Source organism: Vogesella indigofera, from assembly GCF_003633895.1.
Classification (GTDB): domain Bacteria; phylum Pseudomonadota; class Gammaproteobacteria; order Burkholderiales; family Chromobacteriaceae; genus Vogesella; species Vogesella indigofera.
In genome coordinates, this window is the sequence record NZ_RBID01000015.1 from 176758 (window position 1) to 199207 (window position 22450).

The following is a 22450-nucleotide window of genomic DNA, read 5'->3' on the forward strand; positions in this document are numbered from 1 at the left end:
AATTCGCGCTCTGTTGCCAACCAACACAAAGCCGAACCGATGACGCAAAAACGCATCCTGCTGGGCATTACCGGCGGTGTCGCCGCCTACAAGGCCGCCGAGCTGACCCGCCTGCTGGTCAAGGCCGGCCATCACGTCGAAGTGGTGATGAGCGAAGCCGCCACCCGCTTCGTGACGCCGCTGACCTTCCAGGCGCTGTCGGGCAATGCGGTATACAGCGATGTGTGGGACAGCCGCCCCGACAACGCGATGGCGCACATCGAGATGTCGCGCCGCGCCGACGTGTTCGTGATCGTGCCGGCCACCGCCGACTGCCTGTTCAAGCTGGCACACGGCGCCGCCAGCGACCTGATCTCGACCATGGCCAGCGCGCGCACCTGCCCGCTGGTGGTGGTGCCGGCGATGAACCGCCAGATGTGGGAGAACCCGCCCAACCTGCGCAACGTCGCCCAGCTGCAGGCCGACGGCGTGCAGGTGTGGGGTCCGGCGCACGGCGTGCAGGCCTGCGGCGAGACCGGCCCCGGCCGCATGCTGGAGCCGGAAGAAGTCTTCGACCTGCTGAACGGTTTCTTCGACGAGAAAGTGCTGGCCGGCAAGCAGGTGCTGCTCACCGCCGGGCCGACTTACGAGGCGATCGACACCGTGCGCGGCATCACCAACATCAGCTCCGGCAAGATGGGCTACGCACTGGCCCGCGCCTGTCGCGACGCCGGCGCCGAGGTGACGCTGGTCTCCGGCCCCACCGCGCTGGCCGCGCCGCTGGGCGTGCGCCTGCTGCCGGTGCAAAGCGCCGGCGAGATGTACCAGGCGGTGCTGTCCGAGGTTGGCCGCAGCCAGGTGTTCATCAGCGTTGCCGCGGTCGCCGACTACCGCGTCAAGAACCGCAGCGAGCACAAGATCAAGAAGGGCGACGCGCTGCCGCTGATCGAGCTGGAAGAAAACCCCGACATCCTCGCCACCGTCGCCAGCCTGCCGGCGGCGCCGTTCTGCGTCGGCTTTGCCGCCGAAAGCCAGAACCTGCTGCAGTTTGCCGACAGCAAGCGCCGCAAGAAAAAGGTGCCGCTGCTGGTCGCCAACTTGGCGCAGCAAGCGATGGGCAGCGACGACAACGAGGTCACCCTGCTCGACGACGCCGGCCAGCACCCGCTGCCGGCGATGGCCAAGGCCGAGGTGGCACGCGCCATCGTCGCCCACCTGGCCCGCCTGCTCTGAAGCCCAAGCACACAAGGTTGGCCGCAGGCCTGCGGCCAACCTTTCCTTTTAGCCCATGAAACGAGTTAGCGCATGAAACCCACCATCGACGTTCAAATCCTCGACGCCCGCCTGAAGGACAACCTGCCGGCCTACGCCACCAGCGGCTCTGCCGGGCTGGACCTGCGCGCCGCCATCGACGCCGAGATGACCATCGTGCCCGGCCAGACGGTGCTGGTACCGACCGGCATGGCCATCCACCTGGCCGACCCCAAACTGGCGGCGATGATCCTGCCCCGCTCCGGCCTCGGCCACAAGCACGGCATCGTGCTGGGCAACCTCACCGGCCTGATCGATTCCGACTACCAGGGCCAGCTGTTCGTGTCGGTGTGGAACCGCGGCGACAGCGACTTCGTGCTGAAGCCGCTGGAACGCATCGCGCAGATGATCATCGTGCCGGTGGTGCAGGTCGGCTTCAACATCGTCGACAGCTTCGACGCCTCCGAACGCGGCGAAGGCGGCTTCGGCAGCACCGGCCGCAAGTAAGCCCCTGCTGTTAAAAACACTGCGGCCAACCTTGGCGACAAGGTTGGCCGCAGTGTTTTGTGCCGCGCCGTTTACTGCAGCGGCGGCAAGTGCGCCTGCCACGCCGGCGGAATCCGCCGCAGCACCGCCACGCGGCAGACATGCCAGAACGCCGACAGCGTCAGCAGCGCCGCTCCGATCAGCAGCGCGGTAATGGCAAAGCCCAGGCTGACGACACCGTACTGCTCCAGCAGGCCGCTGAACGCGTACAGCACATAGGCCAGCGCCGACACCATCAGCGCGCGGCGGTCGATACACAGCGATACCAGCGCAATCGCGCCATACAGCGCCAGCACCAGCAGCGCCTGCGCCACGCCGGAGTGGCCGCCGGGGCCGGCCAACTGCTGGAACGCCGGATGCACCAGCAACGGTGCCGCCAGCAGATGCAGCCAGAACGCGACATCGGCGCGCCGCGTCTGGCGCTGGCGGTCGCTGCTATCCCAGCGCATCGCCAATACGAAGCTGGCGAGGCCAGCGCCGAACACGACCAGGTTCAGCCAGTCGTGCAGCAGCGGCAATGCGGCCAGCAGCAGACTCGCGACACAGCCGGTCAGCGCCGCAGTGCCGGCGGCCACCGTAATCGGCACCTGGAAACGGCGCCAGTGCAGCCAGGCTGCGGCGGTCGCCATGGCACTGGCCAGCACCGTCACCAGCACCGAGTCCGCGATCGCCCCCGCCAGCAACGCCATGCCAGCCATGCCAGTGCCACCGACAAACGCCAGCAGCAGCACGATGGACGGCAGCGCCATCCGCCGCTGGCGGGTAAACACCTCGGCCAGCCCCCACGCCGTCACCGCCACCGCCACGCCACCACACCATGGCGCCAGCGTGCCGGCAATCCAGCCCACTGCCAGCAGCAGCAACACGCTGGCGATGACCACGAACACGTCGTTGAACCCGCTCAGCAGGCGGAAATGCTCCTCATCCGCCACTGGCTGCTGCCTTGCGACATGATGGCGAAACGCCGCCGCCGTGTCCGCGCTGAAGATGCCGGCGCGCACCGCCGAAGCGAGATCTTCTTCTGTATACATGTTGCCCTTCTCCCGTCACTGATTCTGCCGTCATCGCCACCGCACAGTCGCGGTGCCGTAGCGATCCGGCCACTGGGCGCATCATGCCATCATGCTGGTCGCCGGCAAAGCCGCCGGCCCATGCGGCGGCCAACCCTCGCCGCCTCAGCCCTCGCCGCGCATCTGCCGCCGGTAGCGTTCCGGCGAAAAACCGACCTGCTTGCCGAACATGGCGATGAACGCCGACGGCGTGCCATAGCCCAGCTGCGCCGCGATGTCCTGCACCGGCCAGCCCTCCTTCAGCCACGCCAGCGCCTGCAGCAGCCGCACGCGGTTGCGCCACTGCACGAAGCTCATCCCCAGCTGCTGCTGGAAGCGCCGCGCCAGCGTGCGCTCGGTGCTGTGCACCCGTTGCGCCCAGTGGCCCAGCGTGGTGTTGTCGCCGGGTAGCGCGCGGATGGCGGCCAGTATCGGCTGCAGCTGGCGGTCGCTGCTGTCCGGCAGGTAGCTGTCGACGCTGCCGGCGCGCACCAGATGCTCGACCAGCAGCTCGGCCTGGCGCACGTCCCACGCATCGCCCATCGCCGCCACCTCGCGCTGGCGGAAATCCTCCAGCAGGGCGCGCACCAGCGGCGTCTGCGCGATCAGGCAGGCGCGGTCCGGCAGACGCGCGGCCAACTCCGGGCTGACGTACACCGACAGATAGTCCATCGCCTGCCGCACGTGCGCGGCGTGCACCCTCTCCGCCGGCACCCACACCAGGTAGTCGGCCGGCGCGATCAGCCGCTTGTCGTCGAGCACCAGTTCCAGCAGGCCGAGGCTGATGCGGTTGATCTGGCCCCACGGATGGCGGTGCGGCTCGAAATCGGTATTGGCCATGAACTGCTCGTAGCGGAAGTACAGCGGTGCCGGTGGTGGCAGCTGCAGGTCGATGGCGGAGTAAGGCGGCAGCATGTTGTCGGATTTGGCGCATGAGTTTGTCTGTTTTGCATTATAAGCAACAAAACAGACAGGCTTACACTGGCGCCATCTTGCCGCAGGAGCGTTGTCATGGCCGTACTGTTTCCCCTGCTGGCGGTGCTGATCTGGGCCGCCAACACCGTTGTTTCCAAGGCTGCCGCTGGCGTGTTCGACCCGGCCGCCATTTCCTTCTACCGCTGGCTGGTCGCCGCCGTGGTGCTCACGCCGCTGCTGGCACGCCCGCTGTGGCGCCGCCGCGCCGAGCTGCGCCCGCACCTGCCGCAGCTTGCCGTGCTGTCGCTATTGGGCATGGTGATGTACCAGTGTCTGGCCTACTACGCCGCACACAGCACCAGCGCCACCAATATGGGCGTGATCTGCGCGCTGATCCCGCTGCTGGGGCTGCTGCTGAACGGCGTGGTGTTCCGCCAGCGCATCGCGCCGGCGGCCATGCTGGGCGTGGCGCTGTCGCTGGCCGGCGTGCTGTACCTGCTCGGCCATGGCGATCCGGCCAGCCTGCTGGCTGGCGGCATCAACCGTGGCGACGCGCTGATGCTGATCGGCTCGGCGTCATACGCGCTGTACGGCATCCTCTACAAGCGCTGGGCGCCGCCGTTCGGGCAGTGGCTGAACCTGTACAGCCAAGTGCTGCTGGCGGTGGCGATGCTGACACCGCTGGCCGCCAGCGCAGACAGCCTGGCCATTCCCGCCGCCGGCATCCCGCTGGTGCTGTTCGCCGGCATCGCCTCCTCCATCCTCGCCGCCTACTTCTGGATGCGCGGCCTGCAGCAGCTGGGCAGCGAACGCACCGCCATCTTCATGAACCTGCTGCCGCTGTTTACCGCGCTGATCGCCAGCCTGCTGCTTGGCGAAACCATCCACGCCTATCACTGGCTGGGCGGCGGCCTGATCCTGCTCGGCGTCAGCCTGACCCAGGGCGCCCTCGCCCCGCTGTGGCGGCGCTGGCGGCCGGCGACGCAATCCGCGTAAAGCCTGGACGACAAAAAACCCGCAAAGCCTTGTGGCTAGCGGGTTTCTGCTCTGTCTTGGACTTCCCTGGAAGTCAATATGGTACTGACTTCTACCGAACTATGGCCTGAAAGCCTTGCCAGATAATGATTATTGCATCGTAAAAAAACAGAAAGGTACACACTTTATCCCTTGAACTGACCCTTCTGGATGGGAAACACCCCCACGAGCGTGGGGAAGACGTCGAGATCACCGTGCGCGGCCGTCACAACGAAGAAATACCCCCACGGGCGTGGGGAAGACCGCGGGATCCAGAAATACTCGTCCAGGTACAAGGAAACACCCCCACAGGCGTGGGGAAGACCTGATCTGACCGGCACTCGGATGATAGTTGTGGGAAACACCCCCACGGGCGTGGGGAAGACTGTACGGCGGTGCGCCGGGTCAGCCGGGTCAGAGAAACACCCCCACGGGCGTGGGGAAGACTACATCGAAGCCTGCGCCATGTGGTGCAAGGCGGAAACACCCCCACGGGCGTGGGGAAGACTACGCCAGCCGCAACGAGGCGGCACCGATTGAGGAAACACCCCCACGGGCGTGGGGAAGACTTCGCATCGCGCGTGTTGAGCGCATCTTCGATAGAAACACCCCCACGGGCGTGGGGAAGACCCGGTTGCCGGGGAGACATGTCGCTCCGACGGCGAAACACCCCCACGGGCGTGGGGAAGACGCTATCCGCGAGGGTCGGACGTGGGATGCGTCAGAAACACCCCCACGGGCGTGGGGAAGACCGGATGTCCTTGTCGGTGTACGCCGTCTGCGCGGAAACACCCCCACGGGCGTGGGGAAGACTTGAAGCAAATCCGATCAGGGGTGATCGGGGGAGAAACACCCCCACGGGCGTGGGGAAGACGTCAACATCGACAGCGAGACGGATGAAGGCTGGGAAACACCCCCACGGGCGTGGGGAAGACCCAACTCCGCCACCAGCCTGCGCTCGATGCCGGGAAACACCCCCACGGGCGTGGGGAAGACTACTTCCGCCTCGCTGGCAATGAGGCTGTGCCGGAAACACCCCCACGGGCGTGGGGAAGACTCAAAAACGGCCTGCAGCTATGGACCGTCGGTAGAAACACCCCCACGGGCGTGGGGAAGACCGCGGCGACATCACCCAGCCGGCAGACACGAAGGAAACACCCCCACGGGCGTGGGGAAGACTCTAAACCTCCTCTCAGTGCCCCGATCGGGGCAGAAACACCCCCACGGGCGTGGGGAAGACCTCTACCGGGTGGTGCAGCACCACCTGGAGGAGGAAACACCCCCACGGGCGTGGGGAAGACTTCACCATAAAGCCGGCGCGGCTGACCTTGAAGGAAACACCCCCACGGGCGTGGGGAAGACTGTACTTGCCCGGGCCTTGCAGCTTGATGTTGTGAAACACCCCCACGGGCGTGGGGAAGACAGAGGAAGAAGAGGAGAAGAGGAAGGAGAAGAGGAAACACCCCCACGGGCGTGGGGAAGACCTCGCGCACCTTGGCAAGTCTTGCCTCAAGCTGGAAACACCCCCACGGGCGTGGGGAAGACGAGCACATCGACCAGCACGAAAACGACCTGCAGGAAACACCCCCACGGGCGTGGGGAAGACAGCTGCGACGAATACAGAGCCTTGGCCGAAGGAGAAACACCCCCACGGGCGTGGGGAAGACTGGCTTCCTCGCGGATTTGCGCCACCAGGTCCGGAAACACCCCCACGGGCGTGGGGAAGACTTCTGCCGGCCGGCCTGGTCGGCTGTGCTGACGGAAACACCCCCACGGGCGTGGGGAAGACACGTTGTTCCAGAATGTCTGCAGCTTGGTCGGGGAAACACCCCCACGGGCGTGGGGAAGACACCAAGATCCGGTAGCGGATCGCGGCGAACGATACCAGATGATGCGTTTATTTCGAATTCAGGGTTTCGACGATGAGTTGCAGGCCGCTGATTTCGATTTGCGGTTTGCGCGGTGGGCCGATGGTGTACAGCCGGTAACCCGGTGCCTGTGGCTGGCTCATGAAAATCATCACGCCCGACTCTGCCGGACAATGACTCAGCAAATAGTCCACGACGGTTTGCGCAACAGAATCCTTGATGCCAGAAACAAACACGTTGGCGCGCGGTTCGACAAACCACAGTTTCATGCGCCCGCGTACTGCTGGCGGCAGTTCATTGGCGAGCACGACGACCACGCTTACCTCCTCCCATCAAGGTTTGCACATCGTCCACGGCCTGCGTCAGCAGGTCCATCTGCAGGGCCCGTTCGCGAAACCGGCCGGAGACCACCTGTTTGTTGTAACGTCCCGCCAGTTCTTTGGTGAGCGAAAAGGCCAGGTCAATACACAGGTGTTCCTTGTACAGGTCGGCCATATCGTACACAAAGGGCAGCGGGCTTCCCGAGTGGATAAACCCGATGTGCGGCGAGTAGCCCAGACTGTGAATCACCGAACACAGGATGCCGTACAAGGCGGCATTGCAACTGGTGAGTACCTGATTGGTGATGTCGGATAGCTCCATCTTGCCCGGCACATACTGTCGCCCTTTCCAGCCCACCTGATAATGCTCGGCTTTCTGCTGGTAAAGGATGCGCACACGCTGACCTTCCATCCCCATCATGGCGGCGAGGCTTTTGCCAGCCAGTTCGGCATCGGGAAAGCGGCGGGCGTACATCTGCCGTGCCACCTCCAACACCTTGTCGTCGTCTGCGGCCAACCTTATCTGCTGCTTGAGGTTGCGGGTGTCGGCGGTGGGCAAAAAGCCTGCGGCGTAAAACAGCAGGCTGTCCTCGCCCACCCAGCTGACCGCGCAGTTGGCCGCCACTATGGTTTTGACAGCCTCATGGGTAATGCTGGTGCCGGGGCCGAGCAAGAGTGTATTGATAGTGGCGATGGGCAGGGGAATGACCTGCCCATCGGCATCCAACCATTTCACGCTGCTGTCGTCCACCTCCAGCCGCCCGCGCTCCAGGTACAGAAATGGGTATTTGTCCCGAATCTGCGGCAGGGATTCACGGGTGACTTTCACCAAGAGGCGCTGGCCGTCAGCCATCAGCATCTACCGGTAGCACGGTTACGCGGTGGTCGCGATAACGCTTGTGCTGCCCAAATTGCAGCGGCACGTCATTAAGCGTGATCACCTCACCATCGTGCTCGCCCTGGCGCACGGCAAAGCTGGGCGCCCTGCCCTTTTGCGCAGCAAGGTTGGCCGCAGCCGCCAGCGCATCGCCTGCCGTGGCGAAAACGCCCTGATAGACCAGCTCGGTCGGCACGCACGTCTTGCGCCCCAGGTATATGTCCCATACCGGGTTTTGCAGGGCGGCGGCCAAGCGGTCGGCTTCGTCTGCCGGCACTTGCAGCGCCACGGCAAAGGCCATGTCTTGCAGGTAGTAGCGGTAGGTCATCTTGGTACCGCCCCCGACCGCCTTTTTACCTTCGCTGGTTTTGGGAGTCAGCAGGCTTTGCCAGGGGTCGGCATCGTCGTAGCCACTGCCCACCATGTGAAAGTCGCGCAGTAGCGGCAGGCGCGGCGTGGCTTTGCCCAGCTTGTCGGCCGGCGTATAGGCCAGCAGTTGCAAGTCGAGGTCGGCCAGGCGCGCCAGCCATTCGCGCTGTTCGCCACCAGCGCCCAGCGCGCAGCACAGCAAGCCCAATACGCCGGATTTGGTGGGGAAGTCCAGCGTGTCGCGGCGGCCAAAACGCGAGTCGTGCCCCCAGGCTTGCAGCGGCCCCTCCAGCCACAGCAGCAGATAAGGGTGGTTCATGGCTGCCTCACTCGACATGGGATTGCAGGCGGGCAATCAGCGCGTCGATGCTGAAATTCTCGTCTTCGCCCCACTCGTAGTCGCCCACTTTGCCAAACAGGCTGCCAGCCAGTTTTTCTTTCTTGCCCAGGTAGGTTTTCAACTCACTAATGCTTGGTTGCAGATAGCCGCCTTGTGCCTTGACGGCGGTCTCGAACGGCACTTGCAGACGTTGGCCGCGACGCACCAGCACCTTGGCGAATTCCCACGGCGAAGCACCGGATTGCGTGGTCTGGCGAGCGGACGGCACGGCAACGAACAGCGCCTTGGTGAAGGCCACGATGGCGGCTTTCAGGTCGGCATCCGGCCCCAGCGTCTGTGCCAGTTGGCCAAGATCGAGGCTGATGTAGCGGTAGTAGGTGGCGGCGTTGAATTCCAGGCTGCCCATATGGGCGGAGCCGGGTTCGTCTTGCAGATCGTCCAGCGCGGTGAAGAACTCGACCTCGTTGGTGACTTTATGGGTGGAGATAGCGTGGGCGAAGCTGGCGGCGGCTTCGACGTTCATGTCCGGTGCCTTGGCGACCATGCGGCCAAACAGCGCAATGTCCAGCGCGTCAATGCCCGGGTTCAGTGCCTTTTTGCCGACCTTGCCCAGTTCTTTTTCCTTGATGGCTGCCGCGTCAAAGCCCAGCTCTTTGGCGTAGGCGGCAAAGGCATCGGCTTCAGTCGCGCTGATGAACAGCAGAGTGTCATCACTGAGTACTGCGGCAATTTTTTCGGCGCAAAGGTTGGCCGCAGCCTCTTCGGCACCGGCACGCTGCATGGCAGCCGTCAGCAATTCGCTGACTTTTTTGGTGCGCACCCCCAGCTTGATGCCGAAATCCTGCATCGACAGCCGTACCTGGCGCTTCCAGCATTGCGAGCTGACACGTGCGCGGGTGGTGCCGCCGACCACAGCAGATTTGGGGGCGCCCACGTCGTCACGGTTCAGGCAGGTCACGGGGAAGGATTGCAGGATGTGATATTCGATACGCAGTTTGTTTTGCATGGCAGTTCCTTGATTTTTAAGACTCATTCGGTCATCGGGACAATTTGCAGCAGCCCGCAGCCAAAGGCGCGGCCACGGCCGATACCGCGCGCAACGCTCTGGCGGAAGGTGTCGGCGTCAGCCACGCGCAGTACGCCGGTAATGTGGGCTTGCGCCAGCGTGACATCGCGCTGGGCTTTTTCCCTGAAGCGCAAGACTTCGACGCGCTCGACCTGCAGCGCGGCAGGGTCGACCACAAACCCCCAGCTCGCCTCAGCGCGCGCCATGAACCAGTCGGCTATCGCCTCGCGCCCTTTGACCGGCAGCAGTTTTTTGCTGGCGTTGTCGCGACGAGTGGGGTTGATGACGATGCGGAAGCGGTAAAGCCGGTGATCCAGAAAACCGGCCGGCAGCGCCCGGCTGTTCACCTCGCCGTACTGGCCGTCAACGTTGGCCGCAGGCGGGCGGTCGGACAGCAGCATCACCTTGCGGCCGCGCCCATCGCCGCCGAGATCGGCAAACTGGATGCCGCTGGCTTCGCTGGCCTGTTTGTCGGCTTCGCTGCGCTGATCGGGAAACAGACTGTAGACCACGCGATGCAGCGAGTACGGGTCGGTCAGCCGCAATGCCTGGCAGTCTTGCCGCGACAGATGCAGCACACTGGCAAAGAGGGTGTTGCTCATGCTGCATCCTCACTGTCTGGTTTGTCGTCAGCCTTACCGTAAAACTCTTGCGCCCACTGTGCCTTGACGCGCTGCGCATCAAAGTGGAAAGCCAGCAATTGCTTGAGCAGGCGCTGATAATCCAGTGCCTGTCCGGCCTTGCTGTCGATCAGCGACAGTTGGCCGCGCAGGATGCGGCACAGCTCGGCCACGTCATCGCAAGCCAGCAGGCGGCGCAGGCGGGCCTTGGCCTGATCACTGTTATTGCCATCCTCGTAGCAGGCGGCTATCGCGCGGCCCAGCGTCAGGCTGCCATTGGCCGTGTCTTTGGCACGCGCGATGCTGGCGGCCACGGTCTGGTAAGCCAGACGCGGGTGGTCGTATTCCAGCCCAATGCCGAAACTGGCAAGCACGTCCCAGCTCTGGTATTCGGTAGCGGGGTTGTCGGCGCGACGCAGACGGGCAGCAAAGCCCTTGTCGTCCTGACAGCGTGACAGGACATGGCCAACAAAGCTGGCTGCCTTGTCGGGTTTTACTTCGGTCATGGGGCCTCCTGTTGCAGGTATTTGCTGAGATTGGGGCGGTTTTGCGCCCAGGCATCCAGCTGCCGGGCGGTCTGATTTGGGCACAGCCGGTCGAAGGCCGCATGAAGGTTGGCCGCAAAGGTTTTGCGCAGCTCGTGGCGGGCGATACGGTTTTCTTCGCCGCTGTCGCAGAGGTCAAACAGGCTTTGCGCGTGGCGCTCGCACAGTTGCCAGAACAAGGCGGTAGCTTGCTCGGCCAATGGTTTGCCATCCACAAGTTGCGCCTTGTAATAGCCGAGGACGCAGGCGTAGAGCTGCCGGGCCAGTGCATCGAGTGAGGTCATTTCGGTACTGAGGTTGGTGTACCAGAAGTCACCCGCCAAAACTTTTGCCTCTAACCAGACAATAGACTCAACGTAATCATCTTCAGCCTTAATACCCTGCTCGCCCATTTTGTCGCTAACGCTCAAGCCACCAGACCAGATAGCAAACATCCCGTCATGGTCTCTCAAGCGGGACTCTGCTACGCGGAGCTGCAAGCATTCAAACGCCTCTTTTCCCGCCAAAAAGGCCAGAAGTCCGGTTAGTTCGCGCCAAGGTCGCCTGCCCGGATTAACCCAAAGAACTTTGGGTTTGCTCCCTCCATGTTTAATGGCAATGCTCGGGTCTATGCCGCCATCCGCATAATCGGGATGTAGCAAGCCCTCCCCATAGTGCAGGCCTTCGCTGGTCAGGAAACAAAAGCGTGACAGCGGCAGTAAACGACCTTGCAGCGTTGTCTTGTAGTGCCTAGCAATGTCGCATTCTTCACCTTGAGGTACCGAATCCCAAGGCGGAGTCCCAAGCCCTCCTGGATACAGTGCACTTGCGCTGATGTTTGCCTGCGTCAGCAAGTTAAGTCGTAAAGTTTGGTGAAGTGTTTCACCAAGAACAAAGTTGTGCAGGAACCCCATGAACCCGACAGAAGGGCCAGGCTTTGATGGTTTACCTTTTCCTTTGAACACCTCCACTTCGGCCTTGTTGCTTCGTCTGATCCTCACACTTCTGTCTGTTTTTGTACCGCCAAGCGCAAAGCCCATCTGTACAAGCAAGAGCAAAGCCTTGTCAGCGTCATCAAGCACTCTTTCCTGCTGACCCTGGCTTAATACAGTGGTGTTACCGGTGGAGATTTCTGCCATCACCGTGCCGTAGCTTTTGATTTCGGCACGCGCTATCGCCGGCATCTGCAGAAAAGGCTCTTCGCCATACAGATAAAAGCGGTGATGCCATTGCTCGAGATAAGCAAGGCAGCTGCCAGCAAGATCTGACTCGCTCAAGGCTTGCCAGCCGGCCTCGTCGTCCGGCGTGGTGGCGTCTTGGGCGATGGCCAATAGCAGCTTCATCAGCGCGATTTTCTGTACCGGGTTGCCACCCAAGGCACGGTATTGCGGATTGCCGAACAGCTGCGCCAGGCTCACGCGGCCAACGTCGGCAATCGGTATCCACGGCTCGTCGATCAGGTTGAAACGGTTTTCCATGCTTAGTCCTTGCGGGTGACGCGCTGGTAACCCAGATCGTCGCGGTAGCGATATTCGTGTTTGTCCGACACGGGCTGACAATCCAGTGTCATGACGCGGTCTTGCCCATCGACCAGCGCCACTCGCAGTGGTGCGTGTTCGACTTCGGGCGAACCAAGGTAAAACACATTGCCCAGGCCGAATGCGGCCAACCTTTTACGCAAACTGGCCGGCGGTGCACCGGCCGGGCGCAGCTTGAGCAGCTCGGCTTGCAGGGTGATGCTCAGCTCGCGCCACTCGCGTGGCGACAAGCAATGGCGCGACACTGGCAGGTGGCAGACACGACCATCGAGCAGGGTCAGCTCGCTGCTGCCGTCATCCCGCAGCCGGATGCCGCGCAACAGCAGCACGTCTTGCGTGTCCTGCTCGCTGTAGCGGGTGGACGGGTTGACGTCAGATTCTGTGCTGCCGACTGTTGCCAGCGTGGCCAGCGCAAGACGTTGCAGCGCTTGCGTCCCCTTGCGGCGGTAGGGCTGGCGGGTTTCTCCGTTGAGCAATTCGTATTGCCAGCGCGCCATGTCGCCCTCTTCTGCCTGCTCGGCATAGCTGTGTTCCAGCAAGCGGCGGATGTCGTCAGGCAAGGTCAGGCTGGTTATGGCTTGCCAGCTTTGCAGGCTGCGGCACAGCACATAAGGGCTGTAGACGGCGGCACTCGGGCCAAATGCGGTGTAGGGGTCGGCAATGGCGCTGGCCACATCCGGTGCCAGCAGCCAGACCTCGGCGCTAGCGTTGCCCACACGCGGGGTATCGGGGTGCCGCCACAGGCGGCCCAGACGTTGCAGCAGCAAGTCTGTCGGAGCAAAGCGGCTGACGAGGAAATCGGCATCGATATCGAGCGACTGTTCCAGTACCTGGGTGCCCACCAGAATGCGGCCTTGTGCTGCGCGTTGCGGCCAACCTTGCTTGCCGAACAGGCCAACCCAGCGGTCTTCGTTATGCTGGCGCTGACTGTGGATGAAGCGTGAATGCAAGAGGCCGCATGCCACGCCCATACCCGCCGCACGGGCGGCCAACGTCTGGTATATGGCTTGTGCCTCGGCCACGGTGTTTTCCACCCACAACACTTGCTGGCCGGCTTCGGCGCGGAGCAGGGCTTCGTCGAGCGCCGCGCGGTTGTCGTTCATCCGCTGGATCGCGTATTGCCGTGCGGGAGGTGGAGGCGCGGGGATTTCGTTGACGGCTGACGCATCGAGCGGCAAGGCGCTGATCAGCGGATAATCCTGCCGCGCCACGTTGACCTGCAGCAGTTGTTCGCGCCGTGCTTGCGTAAGCGTTGCACTCAGGATGATGACCGTGCAACCCCAGTCACGCAGCTGGCTGACCAGCTGTTGCAGGATGGTGCCAGTGTAGAGGTCGTAGCTGTGGACTTCGTCCAGAATCACCACTTTGCCGGCCAGACCAAAGGCGCGCACAAAGCCATGGCGCACGTTCATCACCGCCATGAGCGCCTGATCAACCGTACCGACGGCAAAGGGTGCCAACAGCCCGCGCTTGGCCTGCTGGAACCACTCGCCACCGGGGCGGCCTTCCTCGCCCATTTGCGTTCGCATCAGCCAAGCCATGCCATGCAAAAGCAAGCCCTGCCGGTGGATGCAGTCAGGCTGCAATATGGCTTGCAGGAAGGGTTCAAAACGCTCGTAGAGTTTGTTGGAGGTGAGCTGGGTCGGCAGCGCGAAATAAATGCCGGTGGCCTGCCCTGCGGCCAGCATGCGATAAGCCGCGTACAGCGCGGCTTCGGTCTTGCCCTGCCCCATCGGCGCTTCGAGAATATAGACACCGGGACCGGTGATGCTTTCCACCAGACTTTGCTGAATGCCGCGCGGCGAAAAGCCGAACATATCTGGGAAACTCAAGCCAGGACGGATGCGCGGCGGCACAAAACCCGCTTCGTCCAGTGCTTGAGTAATGCGTGGCCGCCAGTCATCGGCAGGGTTTTCAAAATGCGGGCCGGAACCAATCCAGTCCGCCACGCTGGTGAGACCTGCCAGCATGCGCGCCTGCGACGGGGTGACTTGCGCCGGCCAGTCCGCTTGCAGTGCCTCTTTCAAGGCATCTACCAGTGCCACACGCTCGGCCTGCCAGGCTGGGCCACCGAAGACCTCACCATTGGCCTGATAAATGCCAACGGGCGGACGAAAACCATGATGCTGCCCCAGCACTTCAGCCAACAGCGTCGGCACGCCCATGGCCAGCGCAGCCAGCTGGCTGACCCCGGCATGGCCGCCCCATTGCTTTTCCTTTTCGGGGTCGTGCTCGGGGTTATCCAGCGGCGGCAGGCTGCCAGCGGCGCAGTGCTTGCGGATTTTGAGATAGAAAGTCGGGCTAACCTTGCCGATATCGTGGCTGGCGGCTACCAAGTGGGCATTAGCCGGAAATAGCGCCTGGTGCAGCGCTTGCGGCCAACGTTGCAATATTTCACGGGCGACTTCACCGACGATGCGGCAATGACTGAACACATCGCGTCCCGGCAAAGTCTGGTCTTGCGAGTTTTGCCAGGTTTTTGCCGGGCAAAGGGCGAATTTCACTGCGACTTCTGGCATGGCTGCCGTTTTTGCTGGCCGTCTTAGCATAAGCTCACTCTCATCAAGACCACCATCATATACAAGAATGATGCAAATTGAATTGATAGAGGTGAATCAGCCCTCGCTATGAAAGTAACCACGGCCTGCGAAGGCTTCAAGATGGGTGGCCAGCAGAGCAAGGGCTTGCTGTGATAGCGGTACGATGTGCATCGCGCACATTTTCATGCGCTCGGCTGGGATCTGCTATTCCGCCCGCTCGATGTCGAATCATCCCCGCGGGCGACGCGCAATTCACCAGACCGGACAAAGACCTGCGCTCTGGCCGCCATCGACAGCGGCAGATCATCGGCCAACGCGGCCAGTATCGTCTCCATGAAAAATTGCCGGTTCTGGGTACAGACCGGCCATTGTCATTTTTCTAGGCCAGGGCTGGCCACAAGACTCGTAGCGATTCAGTATCTAGGAAACCAGGGATCACTCCATCTTTGCTGCCTCAGCTGCCAGCACCTCCAGCATTTCGACCTGATGCGCTGCAATCTCGGGTTCTCGCCAGCAGCCTTCCTTCTTCATCAACCGAATCATCGAGAGTAGTTTGAGGCTATCGATCTGGTTATTGGCAAGACTCGCTTCGAAGTGTTCCCGCTTCTGTTGGGGCTGAAAGTTGCTCAGGCGCGAGTTCTTGCTATGACTGATCAGGCAAAGATTGCCAAAGGAATGGAGCGCGTTGGTGTCGATCGGATCGTAACCATCCATGGGATGCTGGGGTGAGAAGTGCTCCACAGAGCTGCGGAAGGTGAACTCAAAGGGGCCAGCCACTTTATCGCTATACCGGTCTTTCACCCACAGCAGATAGTCGAGGAAGTTAAAGACAAAGTTGTTCTCGATATGGCCAAAACGCAGTTTGGATTTAATCACCTCATACCAGCTTTCATCGACTTCGATACCGGGCAGCAGGGAGTGATTACAGTAGAGCATCTGGTAATAGGTAGCCCCTTCACCCGGTGCCAAAAAGCGCTGGAAGACAAAGCAGCGAGCCTGACTCTCCAGATAGGTAAGATAAGCCCCCGCCCCCACCGGTTGCTCAGGGTGACAGTTGTCGAACAGATAGCGCAGAGCGCCGTTAAGCCAGTGCTTGTAAACCAAGGTTGGGGTCGATACATGAAACGCAGACAGCAACATCAGGATCCGCCGATTCACTCCATCAAACCCGTCCTCGTTCTCATCAAAGGTATTGATGTAGCTGACGCTCTCTTTTGAATACCAGTGCAGCCGTTTCAGACTCCAGCCATCTTTGCCATCGGCAAACTCGCGCTTGATGATGAACTGATCAAACAGGTACTTGCTCTTTAACAGGCCATAGATAAAGCGCTGGACTACCGCTACCGGATCCGGCTGCCTTATCACCCGCAGCTCAAACTGATCGACCAGCTGTTTGTCATCAAGCGGCACCCCTTCCGTGCTAGCGGGGTCACGGCTGACGAGTCGCAGCACATGGAGCAGAAAGTTGGAGAAGTTGATGACGCTGTTAAAGCGCTCCGAGCCCGCACTCTCCTCCTCCACCTTCTTCTCTACATCGAGCCTGTCATCCTGCAAAATGGCCAACAGCGTGCGTCCCTGGCTGCTGGCAGTCACACCATCACCGGTGTTATCAGCCGAGTTGGCGCTACAAGAGGGTGCCAGCAGATCGAGCAGGTGGGCAAAATCCCGGGGCACAAACTGTCCCCAGTCTTTCTGGCCGAACAGGCGGTGACGCTCATCCGGTGTAAAGCCGTACTGGATATAGCGCTCCATATTGGCACAGGCATCCCATACCCGGGTCAGCACATGGATGCTCTGGCGACGAGTCTCCTCCTCGGGGATCCGGTTCAGCGTTTCCATCAGCCGCGCCTTGACCACCTCGTGCTTTTCCAGCTGCTCGCCGCGATTGTTCATCGCCTCGAAGAAGTGATTGAGATCGGTATCCTTGGGCACCTCGATGCGAGAGATCTGCACATGTTTGAAGAGGTAGTCACAAAAGGCTGTCAATCTGGCACCAACCAGGCCAAGCTCAGCCAATGCTTTGCCGATCAGTTCAAAACCGTTCACCAACCCTTCGTTGAAGGCACTACTACGCAAATCGTGGGGAGCAACGCCCTGCCATAAGCGCTCGAAGGTGTGACTCGAGACCGGACGGCTTTCGAAGGAGAGGTTAATAGCGCGATACCAGCTCATGTCTACCGCCATTTTCCCCTGATGCTTGAGCCAATTGGCCAGCAGCGAAAGGGTGGTAAAACGCTGCTGGCCGTCGATCACCTCAAAGCTGCCATCACCTCGGGCAAACACCACCAGCGTGCCAATATAGTAGGTTTGCGGCCCCTTATCACTGACCGATTTGTGCTGATAGTCGAGCACATCCTGCAGCAACTGGGTGATCTCTCCCTCGCCCCAGGCATAGTTGCGCTGGTACATGGGCACCAGATAACGTGCGCTATCTTCCAGTAGCGCACGAATGGAAAAGGGGCGAACGCCTGCGTCATTCATAATATTTCATCTCCCGAAACAGCCCGACCAGCTCATCTTCGGAGCCGTTGCGATTGTTCTTGTTCTCTTGTCTGCTCATGCTCGGCAAAGGGAAACCGTGCAGATCACCCGGCAGACGTGCATCACGAATGGCGCGGATCAGATTGTGTTCCAGCACGTAGTTATCCATGGTGGCCAATTGCACCACCTGCTGGCGAATGCGGCAGCGATAGGCCCAGATAAAGCACTTCTCGATGGCCAGTGACAGCCCTTGGCTGCCGAACTTGTCGATATAGAAGATCAGGGCGCAGTCGAACATGGCCCGTACATAGCGATCGCCGGTGCGATGACGCCGTTCATAACTGCTCAAGGTAGAAAGTACCTTGCATGCCATCGGGGTCAGCGCTTCACCCAGCAGCGTGACCGATTGCCCCTGTACAGGGCCAGACTCCTTGGCCACGATGGCAGCCACCCGCTTCTGGTAGTACTCGGCCATCTCGAAAAAGCGCCTGCCATTGATGATCATCTGGTCGAGATGAAACGGGAATACCATACGCTGGCCGTCTATCTTGCGCTGATATTGGCTGTTGTACTCATCGACGAAGTGGTGGGTGATGCGAAGCGACTCCACATAAGGAAAGTGCCCTACCCGGTCGAGATTGACTCCCTTGAAGAGATCCACCTCCCCCTTGCCAAAGTAGCGAGCCGACTTGCCCTCGGCCCACTGACGCACCCGATAGAGATAGAGGGCGAACAGGTTGGCCAGCTCGTCGCTTGGCAGGCGCTCCCAATGGGCAACTGCCTCGGCCTTGAGGCTGGCTTCATGCTCAGCAAACTCGCGCAGGTGAAATGCCTTGAGCAAATCGTGGGGTGCCAGATCGCGCCCCCGGGCGTTTTGTGAATCGAAGAACTGGAACGCCTCCGATATATCCTGCAGCACAAAGCAAACCACCTGACAGCGGTTGAGCAGAAAGTCAATCTGCTGCTCGTCAAACTCCGGTCGGGCCACCAGCCTGCGCAGCTCCAAATAGTTGCGCCTGAGGTTCAGCTCCGAGTCCCGACTGGGGAAGTGCTCGCGTGCCATAAAGTCGTGGATGGGTGCCTTTAATGCCTCCAGCTGTTGCCGCAGGTCCTGGCGTTGGAATCGAGTTGCCCGCTCCTTGCCACTGCGGCGCTCTTCATCCAGTACCTCAATCAGCGCCTTGACGGTCAACATCAAGGTCAGGGTGCGTTGCTGACCATCGACGATATCGAGCGTTTCGTCTATATCAGCATGCTGGTGGAACACCACAGAACCCAACCGGTAGGCGCTCTTGTCCTGATGGGTTGCCAGATCGGTAAAGAGATCCGAGATATTTTTGGCACCCCAGCGGTAGGGGCGCTGATAGTCGGGGATGGCCAGCTGCTTGATGGCCAGCAATTGGCTCACTGACAGCACCTGATTGTTGATGCTTTCCATCACGCCTCCTTGGGTAGCGGTAGGCCGCGGAGGGACTTCCGGGTGTAGTCGATCCACTTCTGAACGTAGAGCCTCATTTGAGGGGTGATGGGGTGATGACATAAAAGCTAAACTCTCAATGTAATTACTGCGCACTTGGGAGACTACGCAGTCAGCTTGCGCACTACTGCAGCTGTATGAGCGGGGTGGCCTAAACTGCTGTCGGCTGCGCTACCGAGTTGTCAGCTGCTCGGCTTTAGCGGCCACTGGGATGTGCCATGCGAAACGTCAGCAATCAGTCTGCTAGCTGCCCGTGGCGGTACTCCCTGTCTGAATGACTGCTTTTCTCTTCCGCTTGGGGCCGCTCTCGACCCTGAGCAGACGTTTGCCTACAAGGAAAGCAGACCACTAACAACTGAATTCAAAATGATCTAGGCGTTAGCCATGTACAAACACCTTGTGGTTCTTGCCCCTGTCATCAGAAGTGGCAACGATAACTTCGCGACCATCTCTTACCAGGCGAAATCTGAGATGCACCTCTGACAATGCAGAGGGATTGATTCTGTGATGCTCCATGTGCTTGGGTAACCATTCTTTCCAGTAACCAATAGACTTGTAGAGCCTTACCGGATATTCACCAGACGGTGAAATGTGACCCGTAGAGAAATTAATTTCGAGTTCATGCCCAGGAACTTGAAAGGCCAGCTCGGTCAACACGTCAATGATGTATTCGTCATCGACGTAATTCATGGAGCTTATGAAGAAGTGGCCAAAGTTGTGAAGCATGGCATTAATGTGCTTGTACTTCATTGAATTATTATCTCTACATACTGTGAATGCCTGCTAATCACGACATGCACCAAATGGCTGCTTCTGGCCGTCAGCTGTCATGCTAGCGCATAGGCATGACAGGTTGCTTGAGCTGGACCGTAACTTCCTCCTCGCCATAGTGCTGCACCGCAAATAATCAGACTCCTTCCCACTGAAAAGGAGCCTGTCATGGGCACAACTACGAAGCGTGAGGCATGTAATAGCCAGAGTTTTACCCAGCAAAAATGTAGGCAAACCGAAAAACCCCAAAAACACGTCTACCAATCAAAGTCAGGAATGAGTATCTCTTAATTATTTACTGCTTTTCGATGATTCATAAAACCGCCAACAACACAGCAAATATATTACATCAACAACTCACCCGCAGATTGATGCACCAACAACTCCCCTCCACCCCATGACACCTATTCGCCCAGTGAAATAACTAAGCACAAACAACAAAAAATAAGCAACGATCAAAATTACAAACACAATCAGCCATAGCCTAATAATATCCAGAAAAAATTTAAACCATCCTATCTTATTTGAAATAAACCACCAAAGTCCCATATCACCCCCATCGAAATGGCTTTGTTATTGCAAAATACAAAAAACCATCATCCAGTTCGGCCCATGGCATTGAATGAATTATCAAGCACCTCAAAATAATCAGATCGGCACAATATTCCCTGAAATCGACCGAGCATTATTATCGCACAAGGAGGTACACTTTATCTTTACAACAAGTGCCATCACAACCACCAGAAGCGGCACCTCCAAGAACCCACCATACTCTGCAGTTTGGGTTGGCTAATAAATTTTAATCTCCGATTTGCCTTTATTATATATCGCATGCATTTATTAATTAAAATCAATGAAAAACCTATAAAAACGGGCACTCCATACATGTTACGCCACACTACTAGCTCTGGTCGAGTAGGCGGATTGTTATTGCAAAACAACCAACCTGACTTTACGCACAAATAATTTCCAATTTCAAAGTTGTAATTATTTAAAAAATATCCAAAAATAGGGATATACAACCCCATTAATAGATGATGGAGTCTTTTTGGATCAACAGCCCTGGATACATACCAAGCAATTGGCCAAAGCATTATGAAAACTGAGCCCTGAGTGGCTTTTGCCAAATACCCCTTCAGTGAGCTTACCTTTTGATTAACAACATTTTTCATTGATGGCTCTTGGATAAATGATGGAAACGCGGCTCACAAGTAACTTCTGCCATACAGGCCCCATCGCAGTTTTGGCATACTGAAAAATCAACTGATTCAATCTGTCACAGTCGTCTGGAATAAATTGAGATATGAAATAATATCGTTAATCATCTGGCTAATGAATTGCTAGTCACCCTCCACACTCAAATTCGTAGAAGCTTCAGCATCACGTTTAACTAAAACAACTGGAGGTATTGGACTACTCCCTGTCTGCCGAGAGCATCCGTCGCAGGAACAGCCCAACGGTCAGTTCCTAGCAGGTGGCAGCCATTTTAGCACAGGAGCATCAACGTCTGCTTTGGCCGACCTCCCGTCAATCGTGCGGGAGAGTCTGCGGGACATCGGCTGGAGCCGACAGACCAGATACGCAAAGTACGGAATGCTTCAGACCAGTTTTTCAGTCGCCCTCTGGTAAGGAAAGGAAGCGGCCAATCCGCTCGACGACCCACGTCTCCTGCTCCCGGTGCGGCATATGGCGTGCGCCGGTCATCACTTCCAGCTGCACAGGGCCGCCATCAATATTCTGATTGGTGCCGTAACAGGGCAAGGTGGAACGGCTATCACCAAGGAGGGGTTGTCAGTTGCGGCGGATCAGATGCGCCAGTTGATGCTGGAGGATTCGGCAAAATTTGCCGGAGTGACGGATGGCAAGACAAGCTATGACAATCTGTCTGCAGACAGCGTTGGGGTGCGTGGGGATGGTAAAAAGCTTGGAGGAACCCGTTGGGATCTGGATGGGTTGTGTGGGGTGGATAATAGTCGTTGTTTAACTAAAGATGGAAAACTTGTTTTGGATGAACAAGGTCGTGTGCAATTTAACCAGAAGGCTGCAGGGGTAGACAGCCTTGATAAATTCCTGCAGACAGAGGAAGGTAAAAAGCTGGCAGGGGCAACAGGAGGAATTCAAGGGGTGAAGGGTACGCTATTTGGTACCCCTTATGAAGCAGGCAGCTGGCAAGACAAGTTGATCGAATCCTTTGCCGGAACGCATGACATGATTGGGGGGAAGCTCAGTGCTTTATACGATGAGCAAGGAAATGCAAAGCGAGAACGGGATTCGGTAGTGCAGAATGCGCAAGACACATGGAGTGCAACGGGTGCCATTGTTGTGTCTTCACCCTTCGCCATGGCAGAGTATTTGCCCCCGCAAGTGTGGAGTGCCATTTCTATTCTACTTAAATCGGCGAGGTGATTAGCTTGAGGCGGCTTTTTATATTGTTTTTATTAGTATCTCTGTCTGCCTGTACTATTGGCAACGGTCACATATGTGGACCTCAAACCCCTATTTTTTATTGTGATAAAGAAGCTTACGATAAACTCCTGCATCCTAAACCATTCGTCGAGCTGTGGCATAAACCAGCAGTTTCTTCAAATATACGATTAAATGACTGGGTATCATGTGGTGGATATGGTGATGGTAATTTCACACTGCAATCTAAGAAAATGTTTCCTGGCGAAGATGACAATAAAGCGTACAAAAGGCTCAGGACAGAAATGTATCGCTGCCTGATTGACAAGGGCTACCGTTATGAACGGTGCGATGAGCCTGCATTTAGAGGAGATGCCATCTGCGGCGGAAAGTAAGGTTAGCCTCATAACTGAGGGGTGTTAAGGGAAGAATGCTGGAGGAAAAGGTCGCTTCACATGGGTAGTTGGCAAGACAAGTTAATCGAATCCTTTGCCGGAACGCA

At 58.9% G+C, this 22450-nt stretch carries 18 protein-coding genes and 1 CRISPR repeat array; of the genes, 4 read left to right on the forward strand and 14 right to left on the reverse strand.

The features are described 5' to 3' along the window. The first annotated feature begins 39 nt into the window (after window positions 1-39). Window positions 40-1212, forward strand: a complete 1173-nt coding sequence (coaBC, locus tag C8E02_RS10855; protein WP_120810787.1) for a bifunctional phosphopantothenoylcysteine decarboxylase/phosphopantothenate--cysteine ligase CoaBC — start codon at window positions 40-42, stop codon at window positions 1210-1212. Between the two features lie 72 nt (window positions 1213-1284). Next, window positions 1285-1737, forward strand: coding sequence for a dUTP diphosphatase (dut, locus tag C8E02_RS10860; RefSeq protein ID WP_047965624.1), 453 nt, complete (start codon window positions 1285-1287; stop codon window positions 1735-1737). Window positions 1738-1808: 71 nt separating this feature from the next. On the opposite strand, the gene C8E02_RS10865 is transcribed toward dut, so the two are convergent. Continuing rightward, window positions 1809-2807 (reverse strand): hypothetical protein, encoded by a 999-nt coding sequence (locus C8E02_RS10865; protein ID WP_120810788.1) that lies wholly within the window; start codon window positions 2805-2807, stop codon window positions 1809-1811. A gap of 144 nt (window positions 2808-2951) precedes the next feature. Next, entirely contained in the window at window positions 2952-3740 is a 789-nt protein-coding gene (locus C8E02_RS10870; RefSeq protein WP_120810789.1) for an AraC family transcriptional regulator, read from the reverse strand. Between the two features lie 96 nt (window positions 3741-3836). On the opposite strand from C8E02_RS10870, the gene C8E02_RS10875 reads away from it, so the two are divergent. After that, a complete protein-coding gene (locus C8E02_RS10875; protein WP_120810790.1) occupies window positions 3837-4736 on the forward strand; it encodes a DMT family transporter in 900 nt (299 codons plus the stop codon). A gap of 193 nt (window positions 4737-4929) precedes the next feature. After that, a CRISPR array of direct repeats spans window positions 4930-6604; the repeat unit is 28 nt; unit sequence GAAACACCCCCACGGGCGTGGGGAAGAC. A 47-nt stretch (window positions 6605-6651) separates the two neighbouring features. Here the strand turns inward: C8E02_RS10875 and cas2e are convergent. The 12 genes from cas2e to C8E02_RS17450 all read right to left on the reverse strand — a co-directional run bounded on the left by cas2e (window position 6652) and on the right by C8E02_RS17450 (window position 20717). Beyond that, window positions 6652-6939: a type I-E CRISPR-associated endoribonuclease Cas2e gene (gene cas2e / locus C8E02_RS10880; protein ID WP_082133614.1), complete on the reverse strand. Its 288-nt coding sequence runs from the start codon at window positions 6937-6939 to the stop codon at window positions 6652-6654. After that, entirely contained in the window at window positions 6917-7795 is an 879-nt protein-coding gene (gene cas1e / locus C8E02_RS10885; protein ID WP_047965629.1) for a type I-E CRISPR-associated endonuclease Cas1e, read from the reverse strand. The genes cas2e and cas1e overlap by 23 nt, the downstream gene beginning before the upstream one ends. Beyond that, window positions 7788-8507, reverse strand: coding sequence for a type I-E CRISPR-associated protein Cas5/CasD (gene cas5e, locus C8E02_RS10890; RefSeq protein WP_120810791.1), 720 nt, complete (start codon window positions 8505-8507; stop codon window positions 7788-7790). Before cas5e ends, cas1e begins: the two co-directional genes overlap by 8 nt. Window positions 8508-8514: 7 nt before the next feature. Next, window positions 8515-9534, reverse strand: coding sequence for a type I-E CRISPR-associated protein Cas7/Cse4/CasC (cas7e, locus tag C8E02_RS10895; protein WP_120810792.1), 1020 nt, complete (start codon window positions 9532-9534; stop codon window positions 8515-8517). Window positions 9535-9557: 23 nt separating this feature from the next. After that, a complete protein-coding gene (cas6e, locus tag C8E02_RS10900; RefSeq protein ID WP_120810793.1) occupies window positions 9558-10196 on the reverse strand; it encodes a type I-E CRISPR-associated protein Cas6/Cse3/CasE in 639 nt (212 codons plus the stop codon). Then, the gene (gene casB, locus C8E02_RS10905; protein ID WP_047965633.1) at window positions 10193-10720 is read right to left on the reverse strand and encodes a type I-E CRISPR-associated protein Cse2/CasB; all 528 of its coding nucleotides are present in this window, start codon (window positions 10718-10720) and stop codon (window positions 10193-10195) included. Before casB ends, cas6e begins: the two co-directional genes overlap by 4 nt. Then, window positions 10717-12216, reverse strand: coding sequence for a type I-E CRISPR-associated protein Cse1/CasA (casA, locus tag C8E02_RS10910; protein WP_120810794.1), 1500 nt, complete (start codon window positions 12214-12216; stop codon window positions 10717-10719). Before casA ends, casB begins: the two co-directional genes overlap by 4 nt. A 2-nt stretch (window positions 12217-12218) precedes the next feature. Then, window positions 12219-14780: a CRISPR-associated helicase Cas3' gene (gene cas3 / locus C8E02_RS10915; RefSeq protein WP_211329222.1), complete on the reverse strand. Its 2562-nt coding sequence runs from the start codon at window positions 14778-14780 to the stop codon at window positions 12219-12221. Window positions 14781-15251: 471 nt separating this feature from the next. After that, complete coding sequence (locus C8E02_RS10920) at window positions 15252-17297, reverse strand: DUF262 domain-containing protein (RefSeq protein ID WP_120810796.1); 2046 nt, start codon at window positions 17295-17297, stop codon at window positions 15252-15254. Further along, window positions 17290-18735 (reverse strand): DUF262 domain-containing protein, encoded by a 1446-nt coding sequence (locus tag C8E02_RS10925; protein WP_120810797.1) that lies wholly within the window; start codon window positions 18733-18735, stop codon window positions 17290-17292. Before C8E02_RS10925 ends, C8E02_RS10920 begins: the two co-directional genes overlap by 8 nt. A gap of 417 nt (window positions 18736-19152) precedes the next feature. After that, window positions 19153-19524 (reverse strand): hypothetical protein, encoded by a 372-nt coding sequence (locus tag C8E02_RS10930; RefSeq protein ID WP_120810798.1) that lies wholly within the window; start codon window positions 19522-19524, stop codon window positions 19153-19155. Window positions 19525-20276: 752 nt separating this feature from the next. Next, complete coding sequence (locus tag C8E02_RS17450) at window positions 20277-20717, reverse strand: hypothetical protein (RefSeq protein ID WP_170152143.1); 441 nt, start codon at window positions 20715-20717, stop codon at window positions 20277-20279. A 514-nt stretch (window positions 20718-21231) separates the two neighbouring features. Between C8E02_RS17450 and C8E02_RS10935 the strand changes: the two genes are divergently transcribed. Then, the gene (locus C8E02_RS10935) at window positions 21232-21951 is read left to right on the forward strand and encodes a hypothetical protein (RefSeq protein WP_120810799.1); all 720 of its coding nucleotides are present in this window, start codon (window positions 21232-21234) and stop codon (window positions 21949-21951) included. The last annotated feature ends 499 nt before the right edge of the window (window positions 21952-22450 follow it).